This window comes from Kineosporia mesophila (assembly GCF_021129235.1).
In the GTDB taxonomy this organism is placed as follows: Bacteria; Actinomycetota; Actinomycetes; order Actinomycetales; family Kineosporiaceae; genus Kineosporia; species Kineosporia mesophila.
On sequence record NZ_JAJOMA010000013.1, the window covers coordinates 155,219 to 180,301 of the forward strand.

Consider the following 25,083-nt stretch of genomic DNA (forward strand, 5'->3'; position numbering starts at 1 on the left):
CCAAACGGGGTTCGGGACGCCGCACCCATCGCCGAGACCATCGCAAGGGCGCGACCGGTCACGATTCCCGGCCTGGGCCACGCGCTGCCGGCGGCGGTGACCGGTCTGCTCGCTGATGCCCTGCTGAGTTTTGTCGCGGAGGTCGACAGGCACAATTGAGGACGCCGGTGGCCCCCCGAAGGGGAGCTCACCGGCGTCCTCAATTCAGTTCTGCCTAGCCGACGTGCACCGCGCCCTCATTGCTGAGTTCGTTGCTGCGCGCGTTGACCATGAGCAGCGTGATGATCGTTGCCGTCGCGATGAAGGCCGCGCCGACCCAGAACGCCACGTGGTAGCCGTGGATAGCGGCCTCACTGGCCAGCTGCTGCACATTGCCCGAACCGGCGTTGTCGGTCATCCAGCTCGTCACGGCGCTCGCGAAAAGCGTGTTCAGGAGCGCGGTACCGAGGGCGCCACCGATCTGCTGGCTGGTGTTCAGCATGGCGCTGGCAACACCGGCGTCGTGCTCCTCGACCTTGGTCAGCGCAAGGCTGGCCGAGACCACGAAGAACAGGCCCATACCCAGGCTGAGCAGCACCTCGGCGGGCAGGATCAGCGTGAGCCAGCTGCTGTCGAGGTCGATGCGGGTGAGCAGCGCCAGACCGGCCGTGGCCAGCACGCCGCCGACCACTAGCAGGACCCGCGGGTTGACCTTCGGCATCAGGCTGCTGGCCACAGTGGCGGACACGATGATGCCGGCGCTGAAGGGCAGGAACGCGAAGCCTGACTTGACCGCGCTGTAGCCCAGGTTCTGCTGGAAGTAGTACGCCAGGAACAGGAACATCGCGAACAGGCCGGCGCCGATGAGCAGTGACGACGCGTAGGCGGCGCCCCGGTTGCGGTCGAGCACGACGCGCAGCGGCAGCAGCGGGTGGTGGGTGCGCGTCTCCCAGATCACGAAGCCGACGAGCAGCACGGCCGCGACGACGAGCCAGGTGATCGTGCTCGTGTCGGTCCAGCCGTCCTTGGCCTCGGCGGCCTGGGTGAAGCCGTAGACCAGCGAGGCGAGGCCACCGCTGACCAGCACCGCACCGGGAACGTCGTACCGGGTGTCACCGTGGGCCTTGCTCTCGCGCACCACGCTCACGGCGGCGAGCGCGGCGAGCACGGCGATCGGCACGTTGACGAAGAGGCACCAGCGCCAGCTCACGTACTCGGTGAGCACGCCGCCGAGGATCAGGCCGATCGCGGCGCCACCACCGGAGATCGCACCGTAGACACCGAACGCGCGAGCGCGCTCCTTGGCGTCGGTGAAGCTCACCTGAAGCAGCGAAAGTGCAGCCGGGGCAAGGAGAGCGGCGAAGACACCCTGGAGGGCGCGGGCGCCGAACAGCATCACGTCGTTGGTCGCGGCGCCACCGAGGGCCGAGGCGACCGCGAAGCCGATCAGGCCGATCAGGAAGATCCGCTTACGGCCGGTGTAGTCGGCGATGCGGCCACCGAGCAGCAGCAGGCCACCGAAGGCCAGCGTGTACGCGGTGACGACCCACTGGCGGTTGGCGTCACTGATGGCGAGGTCGGCCTGGGCCGAGGGCAGGGCGATGTTGACGATGGACGCGTCGAGCACGACCATCAGCTGGGCGATGGCGATGATCCCGAGGGCCCACCATCTGCGGGGATCCGGTTCGCCGTCGAGTGCGCTGCCCTGAGAGGGCGCGCGGTCGACGCTTTCTACAGACGCCATGAGGGTCCTGTTCTGGGGAGAAAGTCTGTGTTCCGCAGGCGGGCTCGCCAGCCGCGCGGAATAAGTGGAGAGAGATCTCAACTTTGAGAACACAGAGACCTTACCCCGGAAGTGGAGAGCTCTGTCAACTTAGAAATGAACTCTCCACTTATCTCGCCTGAATGGGCGGTCCCGCGTACACTGGGCCTCGTGGTCGTAGAGCGGACGCAGATCTGCCGGCCGCTGCGGAAAGATGCCGAGCGCAACCGCCAGCGGATCCTCCAGGCTGCGCGCATCCTGGTCGCCCAGCACGGGCTGGGGGTCAGTCACGACCAGCTCGCCGAGGCGGCCGATGTCGCCGTGGGCACGGTCTACCGGCGCTTCCCCGACAAGGACTCGCTGCTCGAGGCCCTGTTCGTGGACGAGATGGACCAGGTGATGCGGATCGCCCGGGCGGCTCTCGAGAACCCGGACCCGTGGCAGGGGCTCGTCTGCTTCGTCACCCAGTCGCTGGAGCTCCAGGCCGGCAACCGGGGGCTCAAAGAGTTCCTGATGCACAACGTCACCAGCGACGCCATGTCGGCCTGCCGGGCCGACCTGATACCGATGCTCGACCGGATCGTGGCCCGGGCCCGCGAGGCCGGGGTCGTGCGCCCCGAGGTCACCACCTACGACCTGGGCATGATCCCGCTGATGCTCGGCCCGGTGATGGACGGCTGCCGGGCGGTGCAGCCCGACCTCTGGCGGCGACCGCTCGAGATCGTCCTGGAAGGTCTGCGGGCCTGCCCCGAACGTGACCGGCTACCGGCGGCGGAGCTCGACACCGACGGTTTCCTCGAGGTCATGCGCTGCGCCCACGTCTCGACCAGTAGACGCTAGGTAGTCGCCGCCGGCTCAGCGACTGACGAACTCGCGGATCCCGGCCAGCAGACGGTTCACGTCGTCGTCGTTGTTGTACGCGGTCAGGCTGATGCGGAGGCCGCCGGCCGCGCCCAGTCCGAGGTGCCGGGCCGGTTCGTACGCATAGAAGGAACCGGCCGGGACGTTGACGCCGCGGTCGGCGAGGAACGGGTACGCGTCCGCGGCCTCGTGCTCCTCGAAGGTCAGCAGCAGGGTGGGGGTGCGCCTGCCCGCCCGCGACCACACGGTGATGCCGCCGATCTCGTTCAGCCCGGCCTCGATCTTCGCCCGCAGCGCGTCTTCGTGGGCCGCCGTCGCGTTCATCGCGGCGACGAGCCGGTCGCGGCGGTGCCCGGAGGCGTCCGGGGCCAGGCCGGCGATGAAGTCGATCGCGGCCGTGACCCCGGCCATCAGCTCGTAGGGCAGCGTGCCCAGCTCGAACCGCTCGGGCACCGAGTCGCTGGAGGGCAGCAGCTTGTCGGGGTGCAGCTCGGCCAGCAGTTCCGGCGCGGCCGCGACCACGCCGCAGTGCGGGCCGAAGAACTTGTACGGCGAGCAGGCCAGGAAGTCCGCGCCGAGCCCGGGCAGCGACACCGGGGCGTGGGCGGCCAGGTGCACGGCGTCGACGTAGAACAGCGCGCCGGTGGTCGAGTGCACCAGATCGGCGATCGGCCGCAGGGCGGGCCGGGTGCCGATCAGGTTGGACGCACCGGTCAGGGCGACCAGGCGGGTCTTCTCCGAGAGCTGCTCGCGCACGTGGTCGAGGGTGAGTTCACCGGTGGCCGGGTCGAAGTCGATCCAGCGCACGGTGACGCCCGCGGCCTGCGCCGCGATCACCCAGGGCCGCACGTTCGCGTCGTGGTCGAGACGGCTGAGCACCACCTCGTCACCCGGCCGCCAGGTCTTGGCCAGGGTGCGGGAGAAGTCGAAGGTCAGCTGGGTCATGCTGCGCCCGAACACCACGCCGCCCGGATCGGCCTCCAGCAGGTCGGCCAGGGCGCCCCGGGCCCGGGTGACCACCTCTTCGGCACGGCGCTCGGCGGCCGTGACGGTGTTCCGGTTGGAGATGTCGGACAGCAGGGTGACGCGGATGGCGTCACCGACCACGTCGGCGGTCTGTGTGCCGCCGGCCCCGTCGAAGTGGGCCGCCCCCTCGGCCAGGGCGGGGAAGTGGGAGCGGAGAACGTCGACGTCAAGCATTCAGATGGACCACTTTCGCTCGATGCGGGCCCGGATCGAGCGGTGGCCGATGTGCCAGCCCTTGGACTCCTCGCAGTAGAAGGTGTCCATCGCGCCCGACTCCAGGCCTTCCTTGCGCTCGACGTTCTTCGCGGCGATGCCGGCGACGGCGGAGCTCGGATAGATGTTCTTGCTGTGGACCGGGCAGCGCTCGGTGACGTGATGGACGGTGTGCGCATGCCACTTCTTGCCCATCGTGCCGCCTCCCGCCCGGTCGAAGCCCGTCCAGCTACCTCAACGAGCTGGGGTGATCATCCGTTCAAAAATACCCGGATCGAAGCCCCGGCGCCCGACCGGGCCGCAGGACTACGGTCGGGGGAGCGGTGCGTCACACCTGGGTAACGCACCGTCGTTACTCTTGATAAATCGGTCGCTGGCGGATTTATTGGACAGAACGGCTGGAAGGCCGGTGATCGCCGCTCAGGAAAGGACCCTCGCTTGAGCCGCTCACGGCAGCCGAGAACCCTGATCGCCGTCCTGGCCGGCGCCGCGCTGGCGCTGGCCGCCTGCTCCGGCGGCGGGGGCAGCAACCCCGAGCCCGACGGCGGGCCCACCACGCCGTCGCCCACCCCCTCCACGGCGCCGATCGAGCTGACCTACGCCACCCCCTCGGAGTTCTCCTCCTACAACAACAACACCGCCGACCAGGCCAACCCCGCGAACGCCGCCGTGCTGAATCAGGTGCTGCGTGGGTTCTGGTCCTACGGGCCGGAGGGCGACGTGGTGCCCGACACCGAGTTCGGCACCTTCGAGCTCACCGGCACCGACCCGCAGACCGTGAAGTACACGTTCGCCGACGCCGCGGTCTGGTCGGACGGCGAGCCGATCGACTGTGACGACGCGGTGCTCGCCTGGGCCGCCAACGTCGGGCGCTGGCCCACCGGTGAGGTCGACCAGTACACCAAGGCCAGGCTGACGGCGTTCTCCTCGCTCACCCCGGGCGCCTGGGCGCGGGCCTCGATGCCGAAGTGCGCCGACGGCGACCGCACGTTCACCATGACGTTCGAGCACCCGTACGCCGACTGGAAGACGTTCTTCGGGCCGTCGACCATCCTGCCCGCCCACATCGTCGAGAAGCGGTCCGGTGTCAAGGACGTGATCTCCGCGGTGAAGGGCGGGAAGAACGCCACGATGCGGAAGCTCGGCCGGTTCTACAACACCGGCTGGCTGTTCGAGCCGGGGAAGTACGAGACGGCGATCTCCCCGAGCTCCGGCCCCTACCAGGTGGCCTCGTGGAAGCCGGGCAAGGCGCTGACGCTGGAGCCGAACCCGAAGTGGTGGGGCGCGGTGCCGGCCGCCCGGACCATCGTGTTCCGGCTGGTGCACGCCCAGGACCAGGCGCAGGCCCTGGTCGACGGCACGGTGCAGGTGATCCACCCGACCCCGACCGAGAAGATCCTGAAGACACTCTCGGCCGCGAAGGGGGCGGTGAAGGTGTCCAGCCACGACTCGGCGGCCTGGGAGCACGCCGACTACAACTTCGACGGCCCCTTCTCGTCCCGCGCCCTGCGTGAGGCGTTCACGAAATGCCTTCCGCGTCAGCAGATCGTCGACGAGCTGATCAAGCCGCTGAACCCCCGCGCGCAGGTGCTGCACTCCCGGTTCCGGCTGCCGTTCCAGAAGGACTACCCCGAGTTCGCGCAGACCGGCGGGCAGGACTACGCGAAGGCGGACGTCGCCGGGGCCCGCAAGATCCTGGAGAAGGAGAAGAAGGTCGGCACCCGGGTCGAGATCGCCTACCTGGCGCCCGACCTGCGCCGCGAGAACGAGGTGAAGCTGATCAAGAAGTCGTGTGGCAAGGCCGGCTTCAAGGTCGTGGACGCGGGCAGCTACACCTTCCTGTCGTCCGAGCTGGTGCGGGGCAACTTCGACGTGGCCCTGTACAGCGCCACCGACTCGGCCTCGGTCACCCAGTCGTCGGCCGTCTACACGTCCAAGGGCGCGGAGAACCGCCTCGGGTACAGCAGCAAGAAGGTCGACGGGCTCTACGCCGACCTGGCCGGGGAACTGGACGAGGGCCGCCAGCGGGACCTGCTCAAGCAGCTGGACACGGCGCTGTGGCACGACCTGGTCGACGTGCCCATCTTCGCCTTCCCGGCCCTGCTCGCCACCGACACCAAGGTGCAGGGCGTGCAGGACAATCCGAGCTGGTCCGGCGTCACCTACAACGTCAACACCTGGACGTCCTCGTAGTCACTGGGTACAGACACACAGCTCGTTGCCGTCGGCGTCGGCGAGCACCCACCAGTCGGGGGCGAACTCGTCGGTGACCAGCCGGCCACCGGCGTCCACCACGTCGGCGACCCGCTGGGGGGCCTCGTCGAACGCCACGTAGACGTCGAAGTGGATGCGATTGCGGTCGGGGCGCGGCTGCACCATCGGCTGGAACCACACCACCGGGCCGACCTCGTCGGGGTTGTGCAGCTCGATGCCCTCGTCGCCGCGGCGCTCCACGTAGCCCAGCCCGGCCCGCCAGAACGGGCGGATGGCGTCGGCGTCGAGGGTGTCGATGGCCAGTTCGACCCGGGCGGCCGGGGGCAGCACCCGGGCCCCGACCGCGTCGGCGTGCAGCATGATGCGCTGCGCGAGTTCGACGTCGAGCGCGGTGACCCCGCCGGAACTGTGGGTGCTGAGGGTGAACGTGACCTTGTCGAAGCGCACGTCGATGTCGGGGTGGTGGTTCATCTCCTGGGCGCTCGTCGCGACCCGGGACACCAGATCGACCGCCTGGGGGAATCCGGGGGCCCGCACGCGGACGCGCAGCAGGGAGGTACCGGACTTGTGGACGGCGGGCAGTCCCACCAGGGCCGTGTCCAGTTCCTGCATCGTCAGCAGCTCAGGCATGACCCAAGGGTAGGACCTGGGCCGGATTACCGGCCGGTTCACTCTCCCGGCGCACCCGCGTGGTGCGGGAACCGTCCGGACTTGGGATGATCGCGGACTGTGACCGAGAAAATGCCCACGATGGTGGTCGGCGGAGCCGTGGTCGACGACCTGGCGCGGCCCACCGTTCTGCTGGCCGCGCGCCGCACCGAACCCCCGCACCTGGCCGGCGGCTGGGAGCTGCCCGGAGGCAAGGTCGACCCCGGCGAAGAGCCCCTCCAGGCCCTGCACCGTGAGCTGCACGAGGAACTGGGGGTTAAAATCGAGGTCGGCGAGGAGCTGGTGGCCCCGAACGGTCTGGGCTGGGATCTCCCGCCGTCGCATCGCATGCGCGTCTGGCTGGTGCGGGTGACCGAAGGTGAGTCGGCGCCGATCGAGGCGCACGACGAACTGCGTCATCTGCCGCTGGGCCGATGGGGCGAGGTGAACTGGCTACCGGCTGACATGCCGATCGTGGCTGCGCTCACCGCCCTGGCGGAGGAGCGTCAGGCTCCCTGAGGCGCGGGTAACATCAATCGTCCCCACCCCACAACCGGATCGGTCCAGCATGCCTACGCAGACCCGTGACGACCTGCGCAATGTCGCCATTGTCGCCCACGTCGACCACGGAAAGACCACGCTCGTCGATGCCATGCTCTGGCAGACCGGCTCTTTCGGCGACCACGCGCACGTGGACGACCGGGCGATGGACTCCAACGACCTGGAGCGCGAGAAGGGCATCACCATCCTCGCCAAGAACACCGCGGTGCGGTATTCGGGGCCAGGAGCACCTGACGGTGGGGTCACCTTCAACATCATCGACACCCCCGGTCACGCGGACTTCGGTGGCGAGGTGGAGCGCGGCCTGAGCATGGTCGACGCCATCGCCCTGCTGGTCGACGCCTCCGAGGGCCCCCTGCCGCAGACCCGGTTCGTGCTGCGCAAGGCCCTCCAGGCCAAGATGCCGGTGATCCTGGTCGTCAACAAGACCGACCGTCCGGACGCGCGGATCTCCGAGGTCGTCGACGAGACCTACGAGCTGTTCATGGACCTGCTCGACGGCACCGGTCTCGACCCCGACGCCGCGCTGAACTTCCCGATCATCTACGCCTCGGGCCGGGCCGGGCGCGCCTCGCTGAAGCGTCCCGAGAACGGCGAGCTGCCCGACTCGGAGAACCTGGAGCCGCTGTTCCAGGTGCTGCTGGACACCGTGCCGGCGCCGTCCTACGACGACAAGATGCCGCTCCAGGCGCACGTGACGAACCTGGACGCCTCGCCGTTCCTCGGTCGTCTCGCCCTGTGCCGGGTGCACAACGGCACGCTGCGCAAGGGCCAGCAGGTGGCCTGGTGCAAGCACGACGGCTCGATCAGCCGGGTGAAGATCACCGAGCTGATGATCACCAAGGCGCTCACCCGCGAGCCCGCGGAGGAGGCCGGCCCCGGTGACATCGTCGCCATCGCCGGTATCCCGGAGATCACCATCGGCGAGACCCTGGCCGACGCGGAGAACCCGATCCCGCTGCCGCTGATCACGGTGGACGAGCCGGCCATCTCGATGACCATCGGCGCGAACTCCTCGCCGCTGGCCGGCCGCACGGTGAAGGGCACCAAGGTCACCGCCCGCCTGATCAAGGACCGGCTGGACCGGGAGCTGATCGGTAACGTCTCGATGCGGGTGCTGAACACCGAGCGTCCCGACACCTGGGAGGTGCAGGGCCGCGGTGAGCTGGCGCTGGCCATCCTGGTGGAGACCATGCGCCGGGAGATGTTCGAGCTGACCGTGGGCAAGCCCCAGGTGGTCACCAAGGAGATCGACGGCAAGGTCCACGAGCCGTTCGAGCGCCTGACCATCGACGCCCCCGAGGAGTACATGGGTGCGATCACCCAGCTCCTGGCGGTCCGGGCGGGCCGGATGGAGCACATGTCGAACCACGGCACCGGCTGGATCCGGATGGAGTGGGCGGTGCCCTCGCGCGGCCTCATCGGCTTCCGCACCGAGTTCCTCACCGACACCCGGGGTACCGGCATCTCGCACGCCACCTTCGAGGGTTACGAGCCCTGGGTGGGCGAGCTGCGCACCCGTCCCTCCGGCTCGCTGGTGGCCGACCGGGCCGGGGTGGTGACCGGGTTCGCGATCACCAACCTGCAGGAGCGCGGCACCCTGTTCGTGGAGCCGACCGCACCGGTCTACGAGGGCATGATCGTCGGTGAGAACTCACGGTCCGACGACATGGACGTGAACATCACCAAGGAGAAGAAGCTCACCAACATGCGGCAGTCCACCTCGGACAACTTCGAGCGTCTGGTGCCGCCGCGCAAGCTCTCCCTGGAGCAGTGCCTGGAGTTCTGCCGCGACGACGAGTGTGTCGAGGTGACGCCGGACGCCGTGCGCATCCGCAAGGTGGTCCTGGACCAGGTCGCCCGAGGCCGGTCCACGGCCCGCGCCAAGCGCGGCTGACCCGTACGGGTACGCCCTCGAGCCCTGAGAAGGGCTTGAGGGCTGGTGTGAAATTTTCGGTGCAGCCCCGCTTTCCGTATCAATTTCGGAGGGCGGGGCTTCTCGATGTGCAAGGTTTGTGTCCAGCAGGTAAATTAGTGCGGCCCGTTGGTCTTGGTGTGTTCAAGCTCACGGGACGATGTTTGCTTGTCCGTTTCGCCGGTTAAGCGGTAGTGCGGGGCTACATCGTGTCCCGATCGAGACCGACCCGTGGCCGCTCCTTGGCGATTCGGAACAGTCGGTAGTCGGGCGGGCGACCGATAGCGACGGGGCAGAAGATCGTCCGGTCGGAGCGGGTTTTCGAACGTGGTTTCATCGTGCGGAGCGGCTGATCGTGAAGCATCCTTGTCCGGATCGTAATCAGCTGTGAACGCCTATCGTGCCCCGAATCCGGTACCAAGAGTGCAGGCGCGAGTACTCACGAGCGCCGGCTCGACGCCGTGATGTCGGAAACCTAAGGAGAACGACGAGTGAAGCAGCGAAGGCTGATTGCTGCTGGCGCTATGTTCGCGGCGGGGGCCATGGCCCTGACCGCGTGCAGCAGCGACAGCGACAGCGGGTCGGATGGGGGCAGTGCCGACAGCAACGCCTCGATCACGCTCTACAGCACCAAGCCGGAGAACCCGCTCATCCCGGGTAACACGAACGAGGTCGGCGGCGGCAACATCCTCGACGCCGTCTTCCGCGGCCTCGTGGACTACGACCCCGACACCGCCGCTCCGGAGATGTCGATGGCCGAGTCCATCGAGTCGAGCGACAACAAGACGTGGGACGTCAAGCTGAAGGCCGACCAGACCTTCCAGGACGGCACCCCGGTCGACGCCGACAGCTTCATCAACGCCTGGAACTGGACCGCCTACGGTCCCAACGCCGCGCTGAACAACTACTTCTTCGCGTCGTTCGACGGCTACGAGGCCATGAACCCGGCCGACCCGGACGAGGACGGCCCGAAGAAGGCCCCCACGCCGAAGGTCAAGGAACTGTCCGGCCTGAAGAAGGTCAGCGACACCGAGTTCACGGTCAAGCTCGCCAGCGCCCAGTCGTTCTTCCCGACCATGGTCGGTTACACGGCGTTCTACCCGCTGCCGCAGGCGTTCTTCGACGACCCGGAGGCGTACGGCAAGAAGCCGATCGCCAACGGCCCGTTCCAGGTCACCGCCGGTGACGGCGACTCGGGCTTCACCCTGACGGCCTGGTCGGGCTACAAGGGCGAGGACAAGCCGAAGATCAAGGAAGCGATCTACAAGACCTACACTTCCGACTCGGCCGGTTACTCCGACGTCCTCGCGGGCAACCTGGACTTCATGAACCAGGTTCCGGCTGCTGCTCTGGTCGACAACCAGTACCAGACGGACCGCCCCGACCACTTCGTGAACAAGGCCGTCGGCGTCATCCAGACCGCGACGCTGCCGCAGTACAGCAAGAACTTCAAGGACGACCCGAACGTCGGCAAGGCGCTGTCCCTGGCGATCGACCGGGACACCATCACCAAGTCGGTGTTCAACGGCGGCCGGACCCCGGCCACCGGCTGGGTCTCCCCGATCGTGGACGGCTACAAGGCCGGCGCGTGTGGCGAGTTCTGCACCTACGACCCGGCGAAGGCCAAGGAGTACCTGGCGAAGTCCAACTTCAAGGGTCCCTTCTCCTTCAGCTACAACTCGGACGGCCAGGGCAACAAGGAAGCCGCCGAGGCCATCTGCAACAGCATCAAGAACGCTCTCGACGTTGAGTGCAACGCCAAGAGCTACGTCGACTTCGCGACCCTGCGCGCCGACGTGAACGCCAGCAAGATGGACAACATGTTCCGGTCCGGCTGGCAGATGGACTACCCGCACATCCAGAACTTCCTGGAGCCGCTGTACGCCACCGGCGCGGGTTCCAACGACGGCCACTGGAGCAACAAGAACTTCGACGCGCTGATCAAGAAGGCCAACGCGGCCGAGGGCGAAGAGTCCTACGCCGACTACCAGGCCGCCGAGGCGCTGCTGTCCGAGGACATGGCGGTCATCCCGCTCTGGTACCAGGCGCAGCAGTCCGTGTGGTCCGAGCGGCTGGGCAACGTGAAGGTCACGCCGAAGAGCACGCTGGACCTCACCAGCGTTACCGCTACCTCCTGACAACCGCTCGTCGGTAGGAGCAGCATTACCTCGGTGCCGTCCCGCCCCAGCACGGGCGGGGCGGCGCTCTAGGACAGACGCAGTACCGCTACACACACGATCGGCCGGTCCCGCATCAGCACGACGCGGGGCCGGCCGATCAGCGGGCGAAACCCATGAAGGGTAGGCGAAAGCCATGGGGCGTTACGTCGTTAGACGCCTGCTGATGATGATTCCGGTGCTCCTGGGCACCACGTTCCTCATCTACACGATGGCCTGGGCCATCCCCGGTGACCCGTTCGCCAGCAGATGTGGCCAGCGCCCCTGCTCGGACGCGTTCGTCGCGGCCGAGACGGAACGGCTCCATCTCGACAAGCCGCTCCCGGTTCAGTACGCGTACTTCCTCGGGAACATGGCCAAGGGTGACTTCGGCACCACGTCGAACGGTCAGACCGTGCTCGAGGCGACCGAGAAGGCCTTCCCGATCACCGTCAAGCTCACCGTGGTCGCGATCACCTTCGAGCTCGTCCTGGGTATCGGGATAGGCATCCTCGCGGCGTTGCGCCGCGGCGGTTACCTCGATGGATTCTTCCTCTTCACGAGCCTTGTCGCCATTTCTTTTCCGTCGTTCGTCATCGGTTTCGTGCTGCAGTACCTGCTGGGCGTGAAGCTGGGTCTGTTCAGCGTGACGGTCGGATCGGGTGCGCCCTGGGGCGACCTGATACTTCCGGGCTTCGTGCTGGCCTCGCTGTCGCTGGCCTACGTGCTGCGCCTGACCCGGGCCAGCCTGCTCGAGACCCTGCAGGCCGACCACGTGCGCACCGCGATCGCCAAGGGGCTGCCCCGCGGCATGGTCCTGCGTAAGCACGTGGTGCGGAACTCGCTGATCCCCGTGCTCACCTACATCGGCGCGGACGTCGGCGCTCTGCTCGGCGGTGCGATCGTCACCGAAGGCGTGTTCAACATCCAGGGCATCGGCGGTCTGCTTTACCACGCCATGCGTATTCGCGAGAACGCCACGGTCGTCAGTGTGACCACGCTCGTCGTGCTCATCATTCTGCTCGTGAACCTGCTCGTGGACCTGCTGTACGCCCGGCTCGACCCAAGGATCCGTTATGAGTGAACCCGACTCCGTCGCCGCCCTGGAGACCATCGAGGGCGCGCCGGGTACCCCCACCTCCTCCGTCACCGAGGCCGGCAAGTCCCGCACCCTGGCCGGTGACGCCTGGGAGACTCTGCGCGGTTCCTGGGTTTTCTGGGGCTCGCTGGTGCTGATCGCGATCTTCCTGGTGATGGCCGCCTGGCCGGGCCTGTTCGCCCATGCCGACCCGCGTGACTGCCAGGCCATGCGGGCCCGGCAGGAGCCCAGTGGCTCGGCCTGGTTCGGTTACGACGTGCAGGGCTGCGACGTCTACGCCCGCACCATGTACGGCGCCCGCGCGTCGATCATCGTCGGCTCGCTCTCCACCCTGATGGCGATGATCGTCGGGGCCGGCATCGGCGTCTACGCCGGTTTCTACGGCGGCTGGGTCGACATCCTGCTCTCGCGGGTCACCGACATCTTCATCGGTATCCCGATCCTGCTGGGCAGCATCATCATCCTCAGCTCGATCCCGACGCCGCCCGGCAGCGACTTCCTGAACATCGCCAAGGTGGCCCTGGCCATCTCGGTGCTCTCCTGGCCGTCCACGGCCCGGGTGGCGCGATCCGCGGTGATCCAGGTCAAGCAGTCCGACTTCGTGGCCGCCTCACGGGCTCTGGGCGCCAGCCAGAGCTGGATGATCCGCAAGCACATCATCCCGAACGCGGCCGCGCCGGTCATCGTCATCACCACGATCAGCCTGGGTGGCTACATCGGGGCCGAGGCGACCCTGTCGTTCCTCGGTATCGGTCTCCAGCCGCCGGTGATCTCGTGGGGTATCGCGATCAACGACGCCGCGCCGTACATCCGCAGCACGCCGCACATGCTGCTGTTCCCGGCGCTGTTCCTGTCCCTGACCGTGCTCGCCTTCATCGCGCTCGGCGATGTCGTGCGTGAGGCTCTCGACCCGAAGACGATGTGAGCGGGCGGATGTTCAGCAAGAAGACCGAAGAACTCGGCAAACCCGAGGTCGACGAGAACCAGCCGCTGCTTCGCGTTCGCGACCTGAGCGTCGTGTTCCGCACCCGGGAGGGCTCGGCCCAGGCGGTCAACAAGGTCGATCTCGACCTGGCCCGGGGTCAGACCCTCGCCATCCTGGGTGAGTCGGGCTCCGGCAAGTCGGTGTCGGCCAAGGCGATCATGGGCATCCTCGACATGCCGCCGGCCGAGATCACGTCCGGGACCATCGAGTTCCGCGGCAAGGACCTGCTGACCATGCCGGAGAAGGAGCGCCGGCTGTACCGCGGCCAGCGCATCGCGATGGTGTTCCAGGACGCCCTCTCCGCGCTGAACCCGGTCTACACGGTCGGCGAGCAGATCGGTGAGCTCTTCCAGGTCCACCGCGGGCTCTCCCGCAAGGACTCGAAGAAGAAGGCCATCGAGATGATGGACCGGGTGCGGATCCCGGGCGCCGCCGCGCGCGTCGGCGACTACCCGCACCAGTTCTCCGGCGGTATGCGCCAGCGCATCATGATCGCGATGGCGATCGCGCTGGACCCCGACATCATCATCGCGGACGAGCCCACGACCGCCCTGGACGTCACCGTGCAGGCGCAGATCATGGAGCTGCTCGCGGAGATGCGCCGGGAGACCGGTAGCGGCCTGATCCTGATCACGCACGACCTCGGCGTGGTGGCCGAGACCGCCGACGTGATCAGCGTGATGTACGCCGGGCGCACCGTGGAGCACGGGCCCGCCGTCGACGTCTTCGCCAACCCGGCCCACCCGTACACGGTGGGCCTGATGGAGTCGATGCCGCGGCTCACCGGGGCCGGCGACCGGCTGTACGCCATCCCCGGCCTGCCGCCGAGCCTGCTGAACATCCCGGCCGGCTGCCCGTTCGCCCCGCGCTGCCCGCGCGCGGAGGACATCTGCCGCCAGGACCCGCCCCCGCCGGCCGTTCAGCTCGACGGAATCCGTTACGCCGCTTGCCACTTCGCCGAGGAGGTTGTCTCTCATGGCATCCACTGAGACCCCGGACCCGTGGGGCGCCGCCCAGGCCGCCCCGGCCGGCCTCGAGACCGGGTCGCAGCCCTCTCCGGACAGCGACCCGATCCTCGAGGTCAACGGCCTGGTCAAGCACTTCCCGCTGCGCCAGGGCATCGTGATCAAGCGTCAGGTCGGTGCCGTGCAGGCCGTCGACGGCGTGAACCTGCAGGTCTACCCGGGCGAGACGATCGGCGTGGTCGGTGAGTCCGGCTGCGGCAAGTCGACGCTGGCCCGGCTGCTGATCGGCCTGGAGACCCCCACCGGCGGCTCGATCCAGCTGACCGGCCGGGAGATGGTCGGGTCCTCGGGCGCGAAGCTCAAGGCCATGCGCCGTGACGTGCAGATGATCTTCCAGGACCCGTACACGTCGCTGAACCCCCGCATGACGGTCGGTGACATCATCGCGGAGCCTCTGGAGATCCACCCGGACGTCGTCCCGAAGAACAAGCGCACCGAGCGGGTGCGTGAGCTGATGTCGCTCGTCGGTCTTGCGCCGGAGCACATCGACCGTTACGCGCACCAGTTCTCCGGTGGTCAGCGTCAGCGCATCGGCATCGCCCGCGGCCTGGCCCTGAACCCCAAGCTGCTGATCTGTGACGAGCCGGTGTCCGCGCTGGACGTCTCGGTGCAGGCGCAGGTGATCAACCTGCTGCAGGACCTGCAGAACCGGCTGGGCATCTCGCTGATCTTCATCGCGCACGACCTGTCCGTGGTGCGGCACATCTCCCACCGGGTGGCGGTGATGTACCTGGGCCGGATCGTCGAGCTCGGCGAGAAGGAGCAGGTCTACAACAACCCGCAGCACCCGTACACCAAGGCGCTGCTCTCGGCCGTGCCGAACCCGGACCCCTCGCAGCGCGGCAAGGGCAACCAGATCGTGCTCGAGGGTGACCCGCCCAGCCCGGCCAACCCGCCGTCGGGCTGCCGGTTCCGCACCCGTTGCTGGAAGGCGCAGTCCGTCTGCGCCGAGGTGGACCCGGCCCTGGAGGTCACCTCCTCCGGTGCCCAGGCCGCCTGCCACTTCCCGGGCGAGACGCCCTCCCGTCCCGGAGTGGCTGCCTAGAACCGAACCGATGGTGGACGCCCGTGGTCTCCACGGGCGTCCACCATTTGTTTTGCACGACAATGGCCCCATGATCGAGAACCCCCGCCGCATCGTGTTCGTGCACGCCCACCCCGACGACGAGACCATCGGGAACGGCGCGACGATGGCGAAGTACGCGGCGGAGGGCGCCCACGTCACGCTGGTCACCTGCACCCGGGGCGAGCAGGGTGAGGTGATCCCGCCGGATCTGGCGCACCTGGAGGGCGACGCCGAGCGGCTGGGTGATCACCGGGTGGCCGAGCTGGCGGCCGCGATGACGGCTCTGGGCGTGCCCGACCACCGTTTCCTGGGTGACCCCACGACTCCCGGGCGACCCGCCGGGGTGACCAGGTCGTCCTCAAGCACTGCTTATGCCGACTCGGGCATGGCCTACGACCACGACGGCGGGGTGGTGCCCTCCCCGAACCCGCCCGCCGGGGCGTTCGTGCTGGCGGGCACCGAGGAACCGGCCGGGCACCTGGCGGCACTGCTGCGGGGGGTGCGGCCCCAGGTCGTGGTGACCTACGAACCCGGCGGCGGCTACGGACACCCCGACCATGTGCATGCCCACCTGGTGACGATGCGCGGCGTCGAGCTCGCGGCCCTGGAGGGACCGGAGGGTGAACCGGGATGGGCGGTGCCGAAGGTCTACTGGACCGTTCAGCCCGAGTCGCTCGCCCGCGAGGTCCTGCGGACGCTGAAGGAGAGTCTGGGCGAGGCCTACTCCGGTATCGATCCGGAGGGCCGTCTGCCCAGCCTGGTGGTGCCCGACGGCCAGGTCACGGCCGCGATCGACGCCCGGGCCTTCGCCGGGGCCAAGGCCCGGGCCCTGCGTGCGCACGCCACCCAGGCCGTGGTCGACCCCAGCGAGGTGTGGTTCGCGCTGAGCAACCACGTCGCCCAGCCGCTGCCGTCGATGGAGTTCTACCGGCTGGTGCGCGGAGTGCCCGGTGGAACGGTGGACGAACTGGGCCGGGAGACCGGCCTCTTCGGATAGACGCGTAGTCACCGGATCGGCGAAACGCCCGGATTGCTCGTCGGCCGGGCGGGTGTTTGGTCACGCAGGGTCTCCGTTTTCGCGGCTCCACGGTGTCTTCTGGTTACCGAAGACGACTTGGGAGGACGGTTCGGCGATGCGCGGACAGATGCTGGACGACGTCGGCCGCCTGCGGGCCCGGGGGCAGCGCCGGCGCCTGACGCGGCTCCTCGTGCTCGGTCTGGTGGTGGCGGCCTGGTGCTGGGGCCGGTACCTGGGCGGTGCCGGGATGCTGCCCACCCTGCCGTCGGTGGACCCGTTCCTGCTGACCGTCGTGATCTTCTTCGTGCTGATGCTGGGCACCACCCTCGGCAGTCTGGTGATCGCCGGCCGCTCGCCGCACGTGCTGTACCGGCCCGAGCAGATCGACGTGCGGATCGACGACGTGAAGGGGCTGGCCCCGGTCGCCGAGGATGTGCGCCGATCGCTGGAGCTGTTCCGCTCGGCGCTGACCTTCCGCACGAAGATGGGCGGAACAGCGCGTCGGGGAATTCTTTTCGAGGGGTCGCCGGGTACCGGCAAGACTCACATGGCCAAGGCGATGGCCGCCGAGGCGGGGGTGCCGTTCCTGTTCGTCTCCGCCACCGCGTTCCAGTCGATGTACTACGGTGCCACGGGCCGCAAGATCCGCTCGTACTTCAAGGAACTGCGGAGGACCGCGCGGCGGGAGGGCGGCGCGATCGCCTTCATCGAGGAGATCGACGCCATCGGAATGGCCCGCTCGGGGGTGAGCACCGCGATGACGACGACGGCCTCGTCCACCCTGGAATGCGGCGGGCTCACCGGTCTGGCCATGACCTCCCCGGCCGCGACCACCCAGGTGAACCGGATGGTCAGCGGTGACCCGGGGGCCACCGTCAACGAGCTGCTCGTGCAGATGCAGTCGTTCGACGAGCTCACCACCACGCAGCGCGCGATCAGCCGGGTGGTGGACAAGGTCAACCTGATGCTGCCCGAGAACCGCCAGATCCCGCGCCCCCGGCCGGAACCCGTCAACGTGCTGGTGATCGCGGCGACCAACCGGGCCGACGCGCTCGACCCGGCCCTGCTGCGCCCGGGCCGCTTCGACCGGAAGATGACGTTCGGGCTGCCCGACAAGGCCGGCCGGCGTGAGCTGATCGACCACTTCCTGGCGCGCAAGTCGCACGAGAGCGAACTGGCGGACGAGGAGTACCGCGACGCCCTGGCCGGGGTGACGCAGGGGTACAGCCCGGTCCAGATCGAGCACCTGCTGGACGAGGCCCTGGTGAACGCGGTGCGCCGCGGCGCCGCCGGGATGTCGTGGAGCGACGTCGAGCAGGCCCGGCTGGTCACCGAGGTCGGCCTCGGCCAGCCGGTGGGCTACACCGACCACGAGATCGCCCTGATCGCCACGCACGAGGCCGGGCACGCGGTGGCCGCCTGGCTGCTCGCCCCGCAGCGCCGGCTGGAGATCCTCACCATCGTCAAGCGGGCCGGTTCCCTGGGTCTGCTGGCCCACGGCGACCGCGACGACGTGTACACCCGCTCGAAGTCCGAGCTGGGTGCGCTGATCTCGATCGCGTTCGGCGGGCAGGTGGCGGAGGAACTGTTCTTCGGCGACGTGTCCACGGGCCCGGGCGGCGACCTGGTCTACGCCACCACCGTCGCGGCGCAGATGATCGGCGCGGCGGGGATGGGCGGCACCCTGATCTCCTTCGCCGCGGCCCCCGGAAATGCTCTCGGTGGCGGCGATCTCGTCTCCCGGGTGATGAGTGACGGGGAGGGGCGCCGGATGATGGAAGAACTGCTGGCCGCCCGCAAGGAGGTCACCCGGGCATTGCTGGAGAGCAACCGGCACCTGGTCGAGGCCCTGCGTGACGCCCTGCTGGAGCGGCACGAGCTGATCGGCGGCGAGATCGACCGGGTGCTGCGGGAGGCCGGCGGCCGGTACGCGGTGGACCTGCGGGACGGGCGGAACAGCATCATCGCCTAGCGCGGTGGACACGAAGGTCGGCCGCCCACCACATGACTCCAAGACCTCCTTCGTGATCATGCAAAACCTCCCCGGCGTTCTAGAACTCTGACTTGGAGAGTTCTAGAACTCCGGGGAGGTTTTGCATGATCACGGCAAGTCTTTTGGGTTTTGGGTGGCTCCTAAGCTGGGGGCATGGTTGTTGATCAGGGCACGTTCCGGCGGGCGGTGGGGCGTTTCGCCACCGGCATCTGTGTGGTCACGAGTCTGGAGGGGCGCTTCGACCACGCGATGACCGTGAACTCGTTCACCTCGGTGTCGATCGACCCGGCGCTGGTGCTGGTGTGCGTGGAGAAGGAATCGCGGTTCCACGACGCGGTGGTGGACGCCGGGGTGTGGGGGGTCAGCGTTCTGGGGCCCGAACAGCGGCCGGTGGCCACCTGGCTGGCCAACCGGGGGCGTCCTCTGATCGGGCAGCTCGACCGGGCCCCGCACCACCGCGGGCCGGAGACCGGGGTGGCTCTGCTCGACGAGGCGGTGGCGACCCTGGAGTGCCGCACCACCGACGTGCACTCCGCCGGTGACCACAGCATCCTGGTGGCCGAGGTGGTGGGGGCCCGGGTTCCCGACGACGGTGCGGGGGCCCTGCTCTATCACCGGGCGGCGTACACCCGGATCTGACCCGTTCGCGCTCGCCACCGATCGGCATCGTTGCAGATCGCGGCGTTTCGGTGGGTTCACAGGTGAAGGCCGGCTTCTACGGCACCCGGTACCGGGGTGTCACCGCGGGCCGGAGCGAGCGGAGCAACTACCGCACCCCTGAAACGGTCTACGACGACTCGGCCGGGTGCGTGTCACGGGGCGCCGGCGCGGGTTTCAATGTCCCGGTCAGTCGTACGTTCCGCCGGCAACGCGGAGGACCGGGTGATCCACGGTCCGGAGCTGAAACCCTCGGACGACGAGGAACCGGACGGGGACGCCCCACCCGGCGACCGTGGTGGGTGGGACGACAGCGCCGACCGACCACGACGTCCACCATTGGCTCGATGCCTGAAAAGGGTTACCAGGAATCGAAAGTGGGGACGATTGCCTCGTCGATCGCGCGCAGCAGCGCGGAGGCGATGAACGGCTTGGTGAGGTAGCTCGCGCCCATCGCCCGGCCGGCGGCGATCTCGTCGTCGAGGACCCGCGCGGAGAGGAAGATGGCCGGCAGGTTGTCGCTGCCCCCCATCGCCCGCAGGTGCACGAGCAGCTCCATGCCGCTCATCTCGGGCATCGTGACGTCGAGGATCGCGACGTCGGGCCGGCCCCTCTCGGTCACGGCCTGCAGGGCGGTCTTCGCCGAGGTCGTACCGATCACCCGGTGCCCGTTGGACTGCAACCGGAACGTCACGATGCGAACGGTGTCCGGATCGTCGTCCACCACCAGAACCCGGGCCATAACACGCCACCTCAACCGTAGGAGCACACCTCGTCCGGGGGAGATTGTCGACGCCCGGTGCGCGGATCTTGAGAAACAGTCCGCGGTCGCGGGCCGGCTCTTGAGGAAGTGGCGCCGATCGCTACACCCGGGGCGCCGGGGTGTCGAAATGCCGTGGGTGACCCTCGCGACCAACCCGGTCCGGCCTGCCCGGGACCGGCCCGGCCAGCCCGGACAGCTGCGGTTCGTCGGCGGGCTCCTCCTCCTCGCCGTGCTCGTCGTGGTGCCCACCGTGGCGGCCGTGATCGCCTACGACCGGATGGTGCGGTCGAACGCCGAGCGGGAGATGCGCAACACCGCCGATCTGGCCGACGTGTTCCTGCAGGACCAGAACGCCGGGCTGACCACCCTGATCCAGTCGGTGGCGCAGGACAACGGGATCGCGGACGTGCTGTCCGGCCGGGACACCTCCGCCATCTCCGTCGCGAGGACCGCGACCGTGCTGCGCACGCTCCTGGCGGCCGGGGGCGACCCGGTGCGTTCCGTGGCCCTGCTGGACGCCGACGGCACGGTGGTGACCGACCTGCCCGATCTGGTGCCGGACGGCTACGACCTGAAGGCGCAGGCCGGGGTGCCGGACTTCACCGGAACCGGGACGTACGCGGTCTCCTCGGTCTACCGCAGTCCGGTCTTCCACACCGACGTCACCGCGATCACCGTGCCGATGCGCGACAACGGGTCCTCGGTCGTCGGATACCTGCGGATGGTGCGCGATCTCACCGGGGTGCAGCACTACGTAGACACGTACGCGCAGGGCCGGGGTATCCGGATGAGCGTGCTCGACGCCTCCGGCCAGCTGGTGGCCGACAGTGACGGCGCCGCCCCCGAGACGCTCTCCCCGGCCGCGCGCCGGGCCCGGGGCCGGACCGTGCTGGCCGGTAACGGGCACATCGTGGGGGCCAGCTCGTCGGGCCTGCCCGCGAACGGGATGTCGGTGGACGGGACCTCGGTGGACGGCTGGCGGGTGGTGTCCCAGGAGTCCGAGACTTCCGCCCTGCGGCCCGCGATGTTCTTCCGCGCGGTGGCCCTGGGCACGGCGGCCCTGATCCTGCTCGGGGTGATCGGCGTGGCGGTCCTGCGCCGCCGCGCGCTGCGGGCCGCGCTGCTGGCCACCCGCTCGCTGTCGGAGAACCAGCGCCGCCTGCGCGACCTGGCCAACTCCTCGCCCGGGGTGCTGCTGCGCCTGGACCGGGACGGCCTCGTGGACTTCTGCTCGGTCGCGGCCGAGCAACTGCTCGGCATCCCCGGGGACGATCTGGTCGGCCGCGAGCTGGCGCCGTTCCTGGTGGCCGAGAGCGAGCCGGACACCTCCGCCCGGCTCGAGACCCTCATCAGCACCGGCGAGCAGCAGGTGTTCCTGGCCCGGACCCGCGGACCCGGCGGCACCCGGCGCATCGTGGAGTGCAACTTCCGGGTGCGCATCGAGGCCGACCTGGAGATCTGGGGCTCCCTCCAGGACGTCACCGACCGGCTCAGCGCCCGCGACCAGGTCGAGCAGCTCTTCCAGCTCTCCACCGACTTCATGGCCGTGGCCGACTTCAGCGGCCGTCTGGTGCAGACCAATCCGGTCTGGTCCGCGTCCCTGGGGATGAGCCCGGACCAGTTGCTGGGCCTGCGGTTCGAGGAGGCATTCCCCAGCGGCGACGAGTCGGACCAGCGGCGGGTGGCCGAGCAACTCGCCCGGCTGGTCACCGACCCGGGGGTGGCCACGTTCGAGAACCGTTTCGTGCGGGAGGGAGTGGTGCGCACACTGCTGTGGACCGTGGCCTCCGACCCGGACCGCCGGCTGATCTACGCGGTCGGGCGCGACATCACCTCGCAGAAGGAACTGCAGAACGCGCTGTCCGAGACCCGCGACCAGGCGGTCGAGGCGTCCCGGCTGAAGTCCGAGTTCGTGGCCACCATGAGCCACGAGATCCGGACCCCGATGAACGGCGTGATCGGCCTGACCGACCTGCTGCTCGGCACCCCGCTGACCGAGACCCAGCGCCGCTACGTGGAGGGCGTGCGCACGGCCGGGGACGCCCTGCTGACCGTCATCAACGACATCCTCGACTTCTCCAAGATCGAGGCCGGGCGGCTGATGCTCGACCGCGTCGACTTCCGGCTGGAGGACGTGGTCGACGACGTGGTCACGCTGGTGCGGCAGAACGCCTCGGCCAAGGGCCTGGAGCTCGCCGTCGACTACGAGACCGGGGTGCCCTTCGCCCTCAGCGGGGATCCCGGCCGGCTCCGCCAGATCCTGCTCAACCTTACCCATAACGCGGTGAAATTCACCGATCACGGCGGGGTCTCGATCTCTGTCACGCCGGGCCGGCTCTCTTCGGACGGTCAGGTCGCGGTGAACTTCGCCGTCACCGACACCGGCATCGGGATTGAGCCGGCCCGTCTGGACCTGCTCTTCGAACCGTTCCGGCAGGCGGACGAGGGCACCAGCCGGGCCTACGGCGGCACCGGTCTGGGCCTGTCGATCAGCCGTCGCCTGGCCGACCTGATGGGCGGCACGATCCGTGCCACCAGCCGACCCGGCCAGGGCGCCACGTTCGTCGCCGAACTGATGTTCGCCCCGGCCGACAACTGGGGCCGTTCGGTGCGGGGCCGCGACGCGCGCGGCCTGGCCGTGCTGATCGTCGACGACAACGAGGTCAACCGCCTGGTCATGCAGACCCAGCTGACCCGCTGGGGCATGCGCCCGGTCGCCGCCGGTTCCGCCGACGAGGCGATGGACCTGCTGACCAACCGCTCGGCCCCGGCCGGTGGCTACGACCTGGCCGTGATCGACATGCACATGCCCGAGCGCGACGGCCTGGCGCTGATCGAGCAGATCCGCCAGGTGCCCGCGCTCGCGAACCTTCCGGTGATCGGCGTCGGTTCGGGTGACGAGGTCGCCGACGAGACGGTGGCCCGCCAGATCAGTGCCTACCTCACCAAGCCGGTGCGGCAGTCCGACCTGTTCGGCGCCCTGACCCGGGTGACCCTGACGGTGGGCGAGCCGGCTCCCGGCGTCGCGGCACCCGTCGCCGACCACGAACCGGTCGTCGCCGAACCCGCACCGGAGCCGGAATCCCCGGCGCGGGAATCGTTCCGGCTGCTGCTGGTGGAGGACAACGACATCAACCAGACGGTCGCGCTGGGCATCCTGTCGCAGCTGGGCTACCGGGTGGACGTCGCCGGGCACGGCGAGCAGGCGCTGACGATGAGCGAGCAGAACGACTACGACGCGATCCTGATGGACTGCCAGATGCCGGTGATGGACGGATACACGGCCACCGTCGAGCTACGGAAACGCCCGGCCACCCGCACGGTTCCGATCATCGCCATGACGGCGGCCACGTTCGCCGCCGACCGGCAGCGGTGTTTTGACTCGGGCATGGACGATTTCATCGCCAAGCCGGTGCGGTCGGCCACCCTTCAGGCCACGCTGAACCGCTGGCTGCGCACCGATGCCGAGGCCCCGCCGGCCGGACGGGGAGAGAAGACCCAGCCGATGGAACGGCATTACTCGGCCGTGCGGGACAAGCTGGCCGCGATGCGCGACCAGGATCACGTCACGGTGGCCGCCCCGGCTCCCGTGGCCGTGCTCGAGACCACTGCTGCCGTTCCCCGGCAGCCCGGACCCGTGGAGGAAATCTTGGCCCAGGAGCGACCCGATGCTGCCGGGCCGCCGCCCGAGGAGATGGCCGACACCGACGAACGGATCGCCGAACTGCTCGGCGACGGAACCGAGTTCGAGGTCGAGCTGGTGCGCGACATCATCTCGTCGTTCCTGTCGCGCACCGTGGACCTGTTGCAGCGCCTCAGCCTGGCGGTCACCGCGGATGACGCCGAGGCGGCCTACCTGCACGCCCACAGCCTGGCCGGGGCCGGGCTGAACCTCGGCACCGTGCAGGTGGTCGGCATCGCCCGGCAGATCGAGGCCGAGGCCAAGGCCGGGCACGCCGCCCGGTGCGGTCAGCTGCTGGTCGACCTGGAGGTGGCGCTCGACCAGGCCCGCGTACGGCTGCGGGACCTGGCGGCGAACCTGCCGGAGCCCACGCCCTAGGGAGCCAGGTAGCTGTAACGGTGATGGTGGGTGAACCCGGCCTTCTCGTAGGTGGCCAGGGCGTTCACGTTGTCCTCGGCCACCTGCAGGAAGATCGACCGGGCGCCGTTCTCCCAGCCCCAGTCGGCGATCACGCCGATCAGGGCGCTCGCCAGGCCGCGGCGGCGCCAGGAGGGGGCGACCTCCATGGCGGTCAGCCCGGCCCAGCTCTCGGCCAGTGAGCCCCGCACCACCCCGGCGACCTCACCGGCGTCCGTACGCAGGGAGGCGAACACCTGACGCGGGGCCGAGGTCAGCAGTCGCACGCCGTGGTCGGGTACCGCCTGCCCGCGGTAGTGGTACTGGCTGATCCAGGCCGGGTCGGGCTCGTCCGTCAGGGTGAGGGTCAGGCCCTCGGGCAGCGCGGGGCCACCCAGGCGCGGCGCCAGGCCGCGCACCTCGCCGGTCGCGGCCGTCATCACCACCGTGATGCTGCCGGGGACCTGCGTCCATCCCTCGGCCTCGAAGGCGGAGGCGGCGGCCAGGAGCTGATCGGTGTCCCCGTCGTCGAGGCGGGGTTCCGGGGCCGCGGCGACCGGCTTCAGGCCGCGCTCGGAGTACCAGTCCACGACCTCCACCACCGCGACGTCGAGCTGCATGCCCGGCTCGCCGACCGCCAGCACCGAATTGGCCCGGTTGGTGAAGCCCTCGGTGGCCCGCAGCAGCCAGCCGCCGAGCCAGTCCTGCTCGGCCGCCTGCCAGTGCTTGGCCATCGCCAGCTCGAGGTCGGCCACCGACAGGGCCCGGTGCGGGGGAGCGGGGCGGCTGGCCTTCGGCGGCACCGGTTTCCCGGCGACGATGCTGTTCAGGGGCACGTCGACCGGTCCGTGGCGGCCGGCGACGGTCAGCGTCTGCTCGTTCACCGCGAGGAGTTCACCCAGCACGTCGTGCAGGCCGGAGGCGTCGCGGCGGCGGACGACGACCCGGGAACCGATGTGCCCGGCCCAGTCCTGGGCGGATGGTTTCGTGCTCACTGCGGCCCCTTCGGCGACACTCGGGTGGCGGATCAGCGATACTAAGCCGGGCCCCGATGTCACCGGCGT

19 protein-coding genes are annotated in these 25,083 nt (G+C 69.1%); 13 read left to right on the forward strand and 6 right to left on the reverse strand.

Going from position 1 to position 25,083, the window contains the following annotated elements; genetic code table 11:
• Nucleotides 1-214: 214 nt before the first annotated feature.
• A complete protein-coding gene (locus tag LR393_RS19570) occupies nt 215-1,723 on the reverse strand; it encodes an MFS transporter (RefSeq protein WP_231485417.1) in 1,509 nt (502 codons plus the stop codon).
• 189 nt (nt 1,724-1,912) lie between these two features.
• On the opposite strand from LR393_RS19570, the gene LR393_RS19575 reads away from it, so the two are divergent.
• Nucleotides 1,913-2,581, forward strand: a complete 669-nt coding sequence (locus LR393_RS19575; RefSeq protein WP_231485418.1) for a TetR/AcrR family transcriptional regulator — start codon at nt 1,913-1,915, stop codon at nt 2,579-2,581.
• Nucleotides 2,582-2,596: 15 nt separating this feature from the next.
• On the opposite strand, the gene LR393_RS19580 is transcribed toward LR393_RS19575, so the two are convergent.
• Nucleotides 2,597-3,802, reverse strand: coding sequence for a cysteine desulfurase-like protein (locus LR393_RS19580; protein WP_231485419.1), 1,206 nt, complete (start codon nt 3,800-3,802; stop codon nt 2,597-2,599).
• Complete coding sequence (locus LR393_RS19585) at nt 3,803-4,036, reverse strand: hypothetical protein (protein ID WP_231485420.1); 234 nt, start codon at nt 4,034-4,036, stop codon at nt 3,803-3,805.
• Between the two features lie 243 nt (nt 4,037-4,279).
• Here LR393_RS19585 and LR393_RS19590 point away from each other — a divergent pair, with 243 nt between their 5' ends.
• On the forward strand, nt 4,280-6,034 hold the full coding sequence (locus LR393_RS19590) for an ABC transporter family substrate-binding protein (protein ID WP_231485421.1): 1,755 nt from the start codon (nt 4,280-4,282) through the stop codon (nt 6,032-6,034).
• Here the strand turns inward: LR393_RS19590 and LR393_RS19595 are convergent, their stop codons facing one another.
• The gene (locus tag LR393_RS19595; RefSeq protein WP_231485422.1) at nt 6,035-6,685 is read right to left on the reverse strand and encodes a 4a-hydroxytetrahydrobiopterin dehydratase; all 651 of its coding nucleotides are present in this window, start codon (nt 6,683-6,685) and stop codon (nt 6,035-6,037) included.
• A gap of 99 nt (nt 6,686-6,784) precedes the next feature.
• On the opposite strand from LR393_RS19595, the gene LR393_RS19600 reads away from it, so the two are divergent.
• The 10 genes from LR393_RS19600 to LR393_RS19645 all read left to right on the forward strand — a co-directional run bounded on the left by LR393_RS19600 (nt 6,785) and on the right by LR393_RS19645 (nt 19,160).
• Nucleotides 6,785-7,222: a (deoxy)nucleoside triphosphate pyrophosphohydrolase gene (locus LR393_RS19600; protein WP_231485423.1), complete on the forward strand. Its 438-nt coding sequence runs from the start codon at nt 6,785-6,787 to the stop codon at nt 7,220-7,222.
• Nucleotides 7,223-7,271: 49 nt separating this feature from the next.
• Complete coding sequence (gene typA / locus LR393_RS19605; protein WP_231485425.1) at nt 7,272-9,161, forward strand: translational GTPase TypA; 1,890 nt, start codon at nt 7,272-7,274, stop codon at nt 9,159-9,161.
• Nucleotides 9,162-9,670: 509 nt separating this feature from the next.
• Entirely contained in the window at nt 9,671-11,317 is a 1,647-nt protein-coding gene (locus LR393_RS19610) for a peptide ABC transporter substrate-binding protein (RefSeq protein WP_231485426.1), read from the forward strand.
• Nucleotides 11,318-11,492: 175 nt separating this feature from the next.
• Complete coding sequence (locus tag LR393_RS19615) at nt 11,493-12,419, forward strand: ABC transporter permease (RefSeq protein WP_269327519.1); 927 nt, start codon at nt 11,493-11,495, stop codon at nt 12,417-12,419.
• Nucleotides 12,412-13,359, forward strand: a complete 948-nt coding sequence (locus LR393_RS19620; RefSeq protein WP_231485429.1) for an ABC transporter permease — start codon at nt 12,412-12,414, stop codon at nt 13,357-13,359. Before LR393_RS19615 ends, LR393_RS19620 begins: the two co-directional genes overlap by 8 nt.
• A gap of 8 nt (nt 13,360-13,367) precedes the next feature.
• On the forward strand, nt 13,368-14,408 hold the full coding sequence (locus tag LR393_RS19625; RefSeq protein ID WP_231485431.1) for an ABC transporter ATP-binding protein: 1,041 nt from the start codon (nt 13,368-13,370) through the stop codon (nt 14,406-14,408).
• A gap of 82 nt (nt 14,409-14,490) precedes the next feature.
• The gene (locus LR393_RS19630; RefSeq protein ID WP_407937336.1) at nt 14,491-15,489 is read left to right on the forward strand and encodes an ABC transporter ATP-binding protein; all 999 of its coding nucleotides are present in this window, start codon (nt 14,491-14,493) and stop codon (nt 15,487-15,489) included.
• Between the two features lie 70 nt (nt 15,490-15,559).
• Nucleotides 15,560-16,507, forward strand: a complete 948-nt coding sequence (gene mshB, locus LR393_RS19635) for an N-acetyl-1-D-myo-inositol-2-amino-2-deoxy-alpha-D-glucopyranoside deacetylase (protein ID WP_231485434.1) — start codon at nt 15,560-15,562, stop codon at nt 16,505-16,507.
• A 136-nt stretch (nt 16,508-16,643) separates the two neighbouring features.
• Nucleotides 16,644-18,500 carry an AAA family ATPase gene (locus LR393_RS19640; protein ID WP_231485436.1) on the forward strand — a complete coding sequence of 619 codons (1,857 nt, stop codon included), beginning with the start codon at nt 16,644-16,646 and terminating at the stop codon, nt 18,498-18,500.
• A gap of 174 nt (nt 18,501-18,674) precedes the next feature.
• Nucleotides 18,675-19,160, forward strand: coding sequence for a flavin reductase family protein (locus tag LR393_RS19645; RefSeq protein ID WP_231485437.1), 486 nt, complete (start codon nt 18,675-18,677; stop codon nt 19,158-19,160).
• Nucleotides 19,161-19,539: 379 nt separating this feature from the next.
• Here the strand turns inward: LR393_RS19645 and LR393_RS19650 are convergent, their stop codons facing one another.
• The gene (locus LR393_RS19650) at nt 19,540-19,920 is read right to left on the reverse strand and encodes a response regulator (RefSeq protein ID WP_231485439.1); all 381 of its coding nucleotides are present in this window, start codon (nt 19,918-19,920) and stop codon (nt 19,540-19,542) included.
• Nucleotides 19,921-20,068: 148 nt separating this feature from the next.
• Between LR393_RS19650 and LR393_RS19655 the strand changes: the two genes are divergently transcribed.
• Nucleotides 20,069-24,001, forward strand: a complete 3,933-nt coding sequence (locus LR393_RS19655) for a response regulator (protein ID WP_231485440.1) — start codon at nt 20,069-20,071, stop codon at nt 23,999-24,001.
• On the opposite strand, the gene LR393_RS36525 is transcribed toward LR393_RS19655, so the two are convergent.
• The gene (locus LR393_RS36525; RefSeq protein WP_231485442.1) at nt 23,998-25,014 is read right to left on the reverse strand and encodes a GNAT family N-acetyltransferase; all 1,017 of its coding nucleotides are present in this window, start codon (nt 25,012-25,014) and stop codon (nt 23,998-24,000) included. The two genes, LR393_RS19655 and LR393_RS36525, sit on opposite strands and share 4 nt — an antisense overlap.
• Between the last annotated feature and the right edge of the window lie 69 nt (nt 25,015-25,083).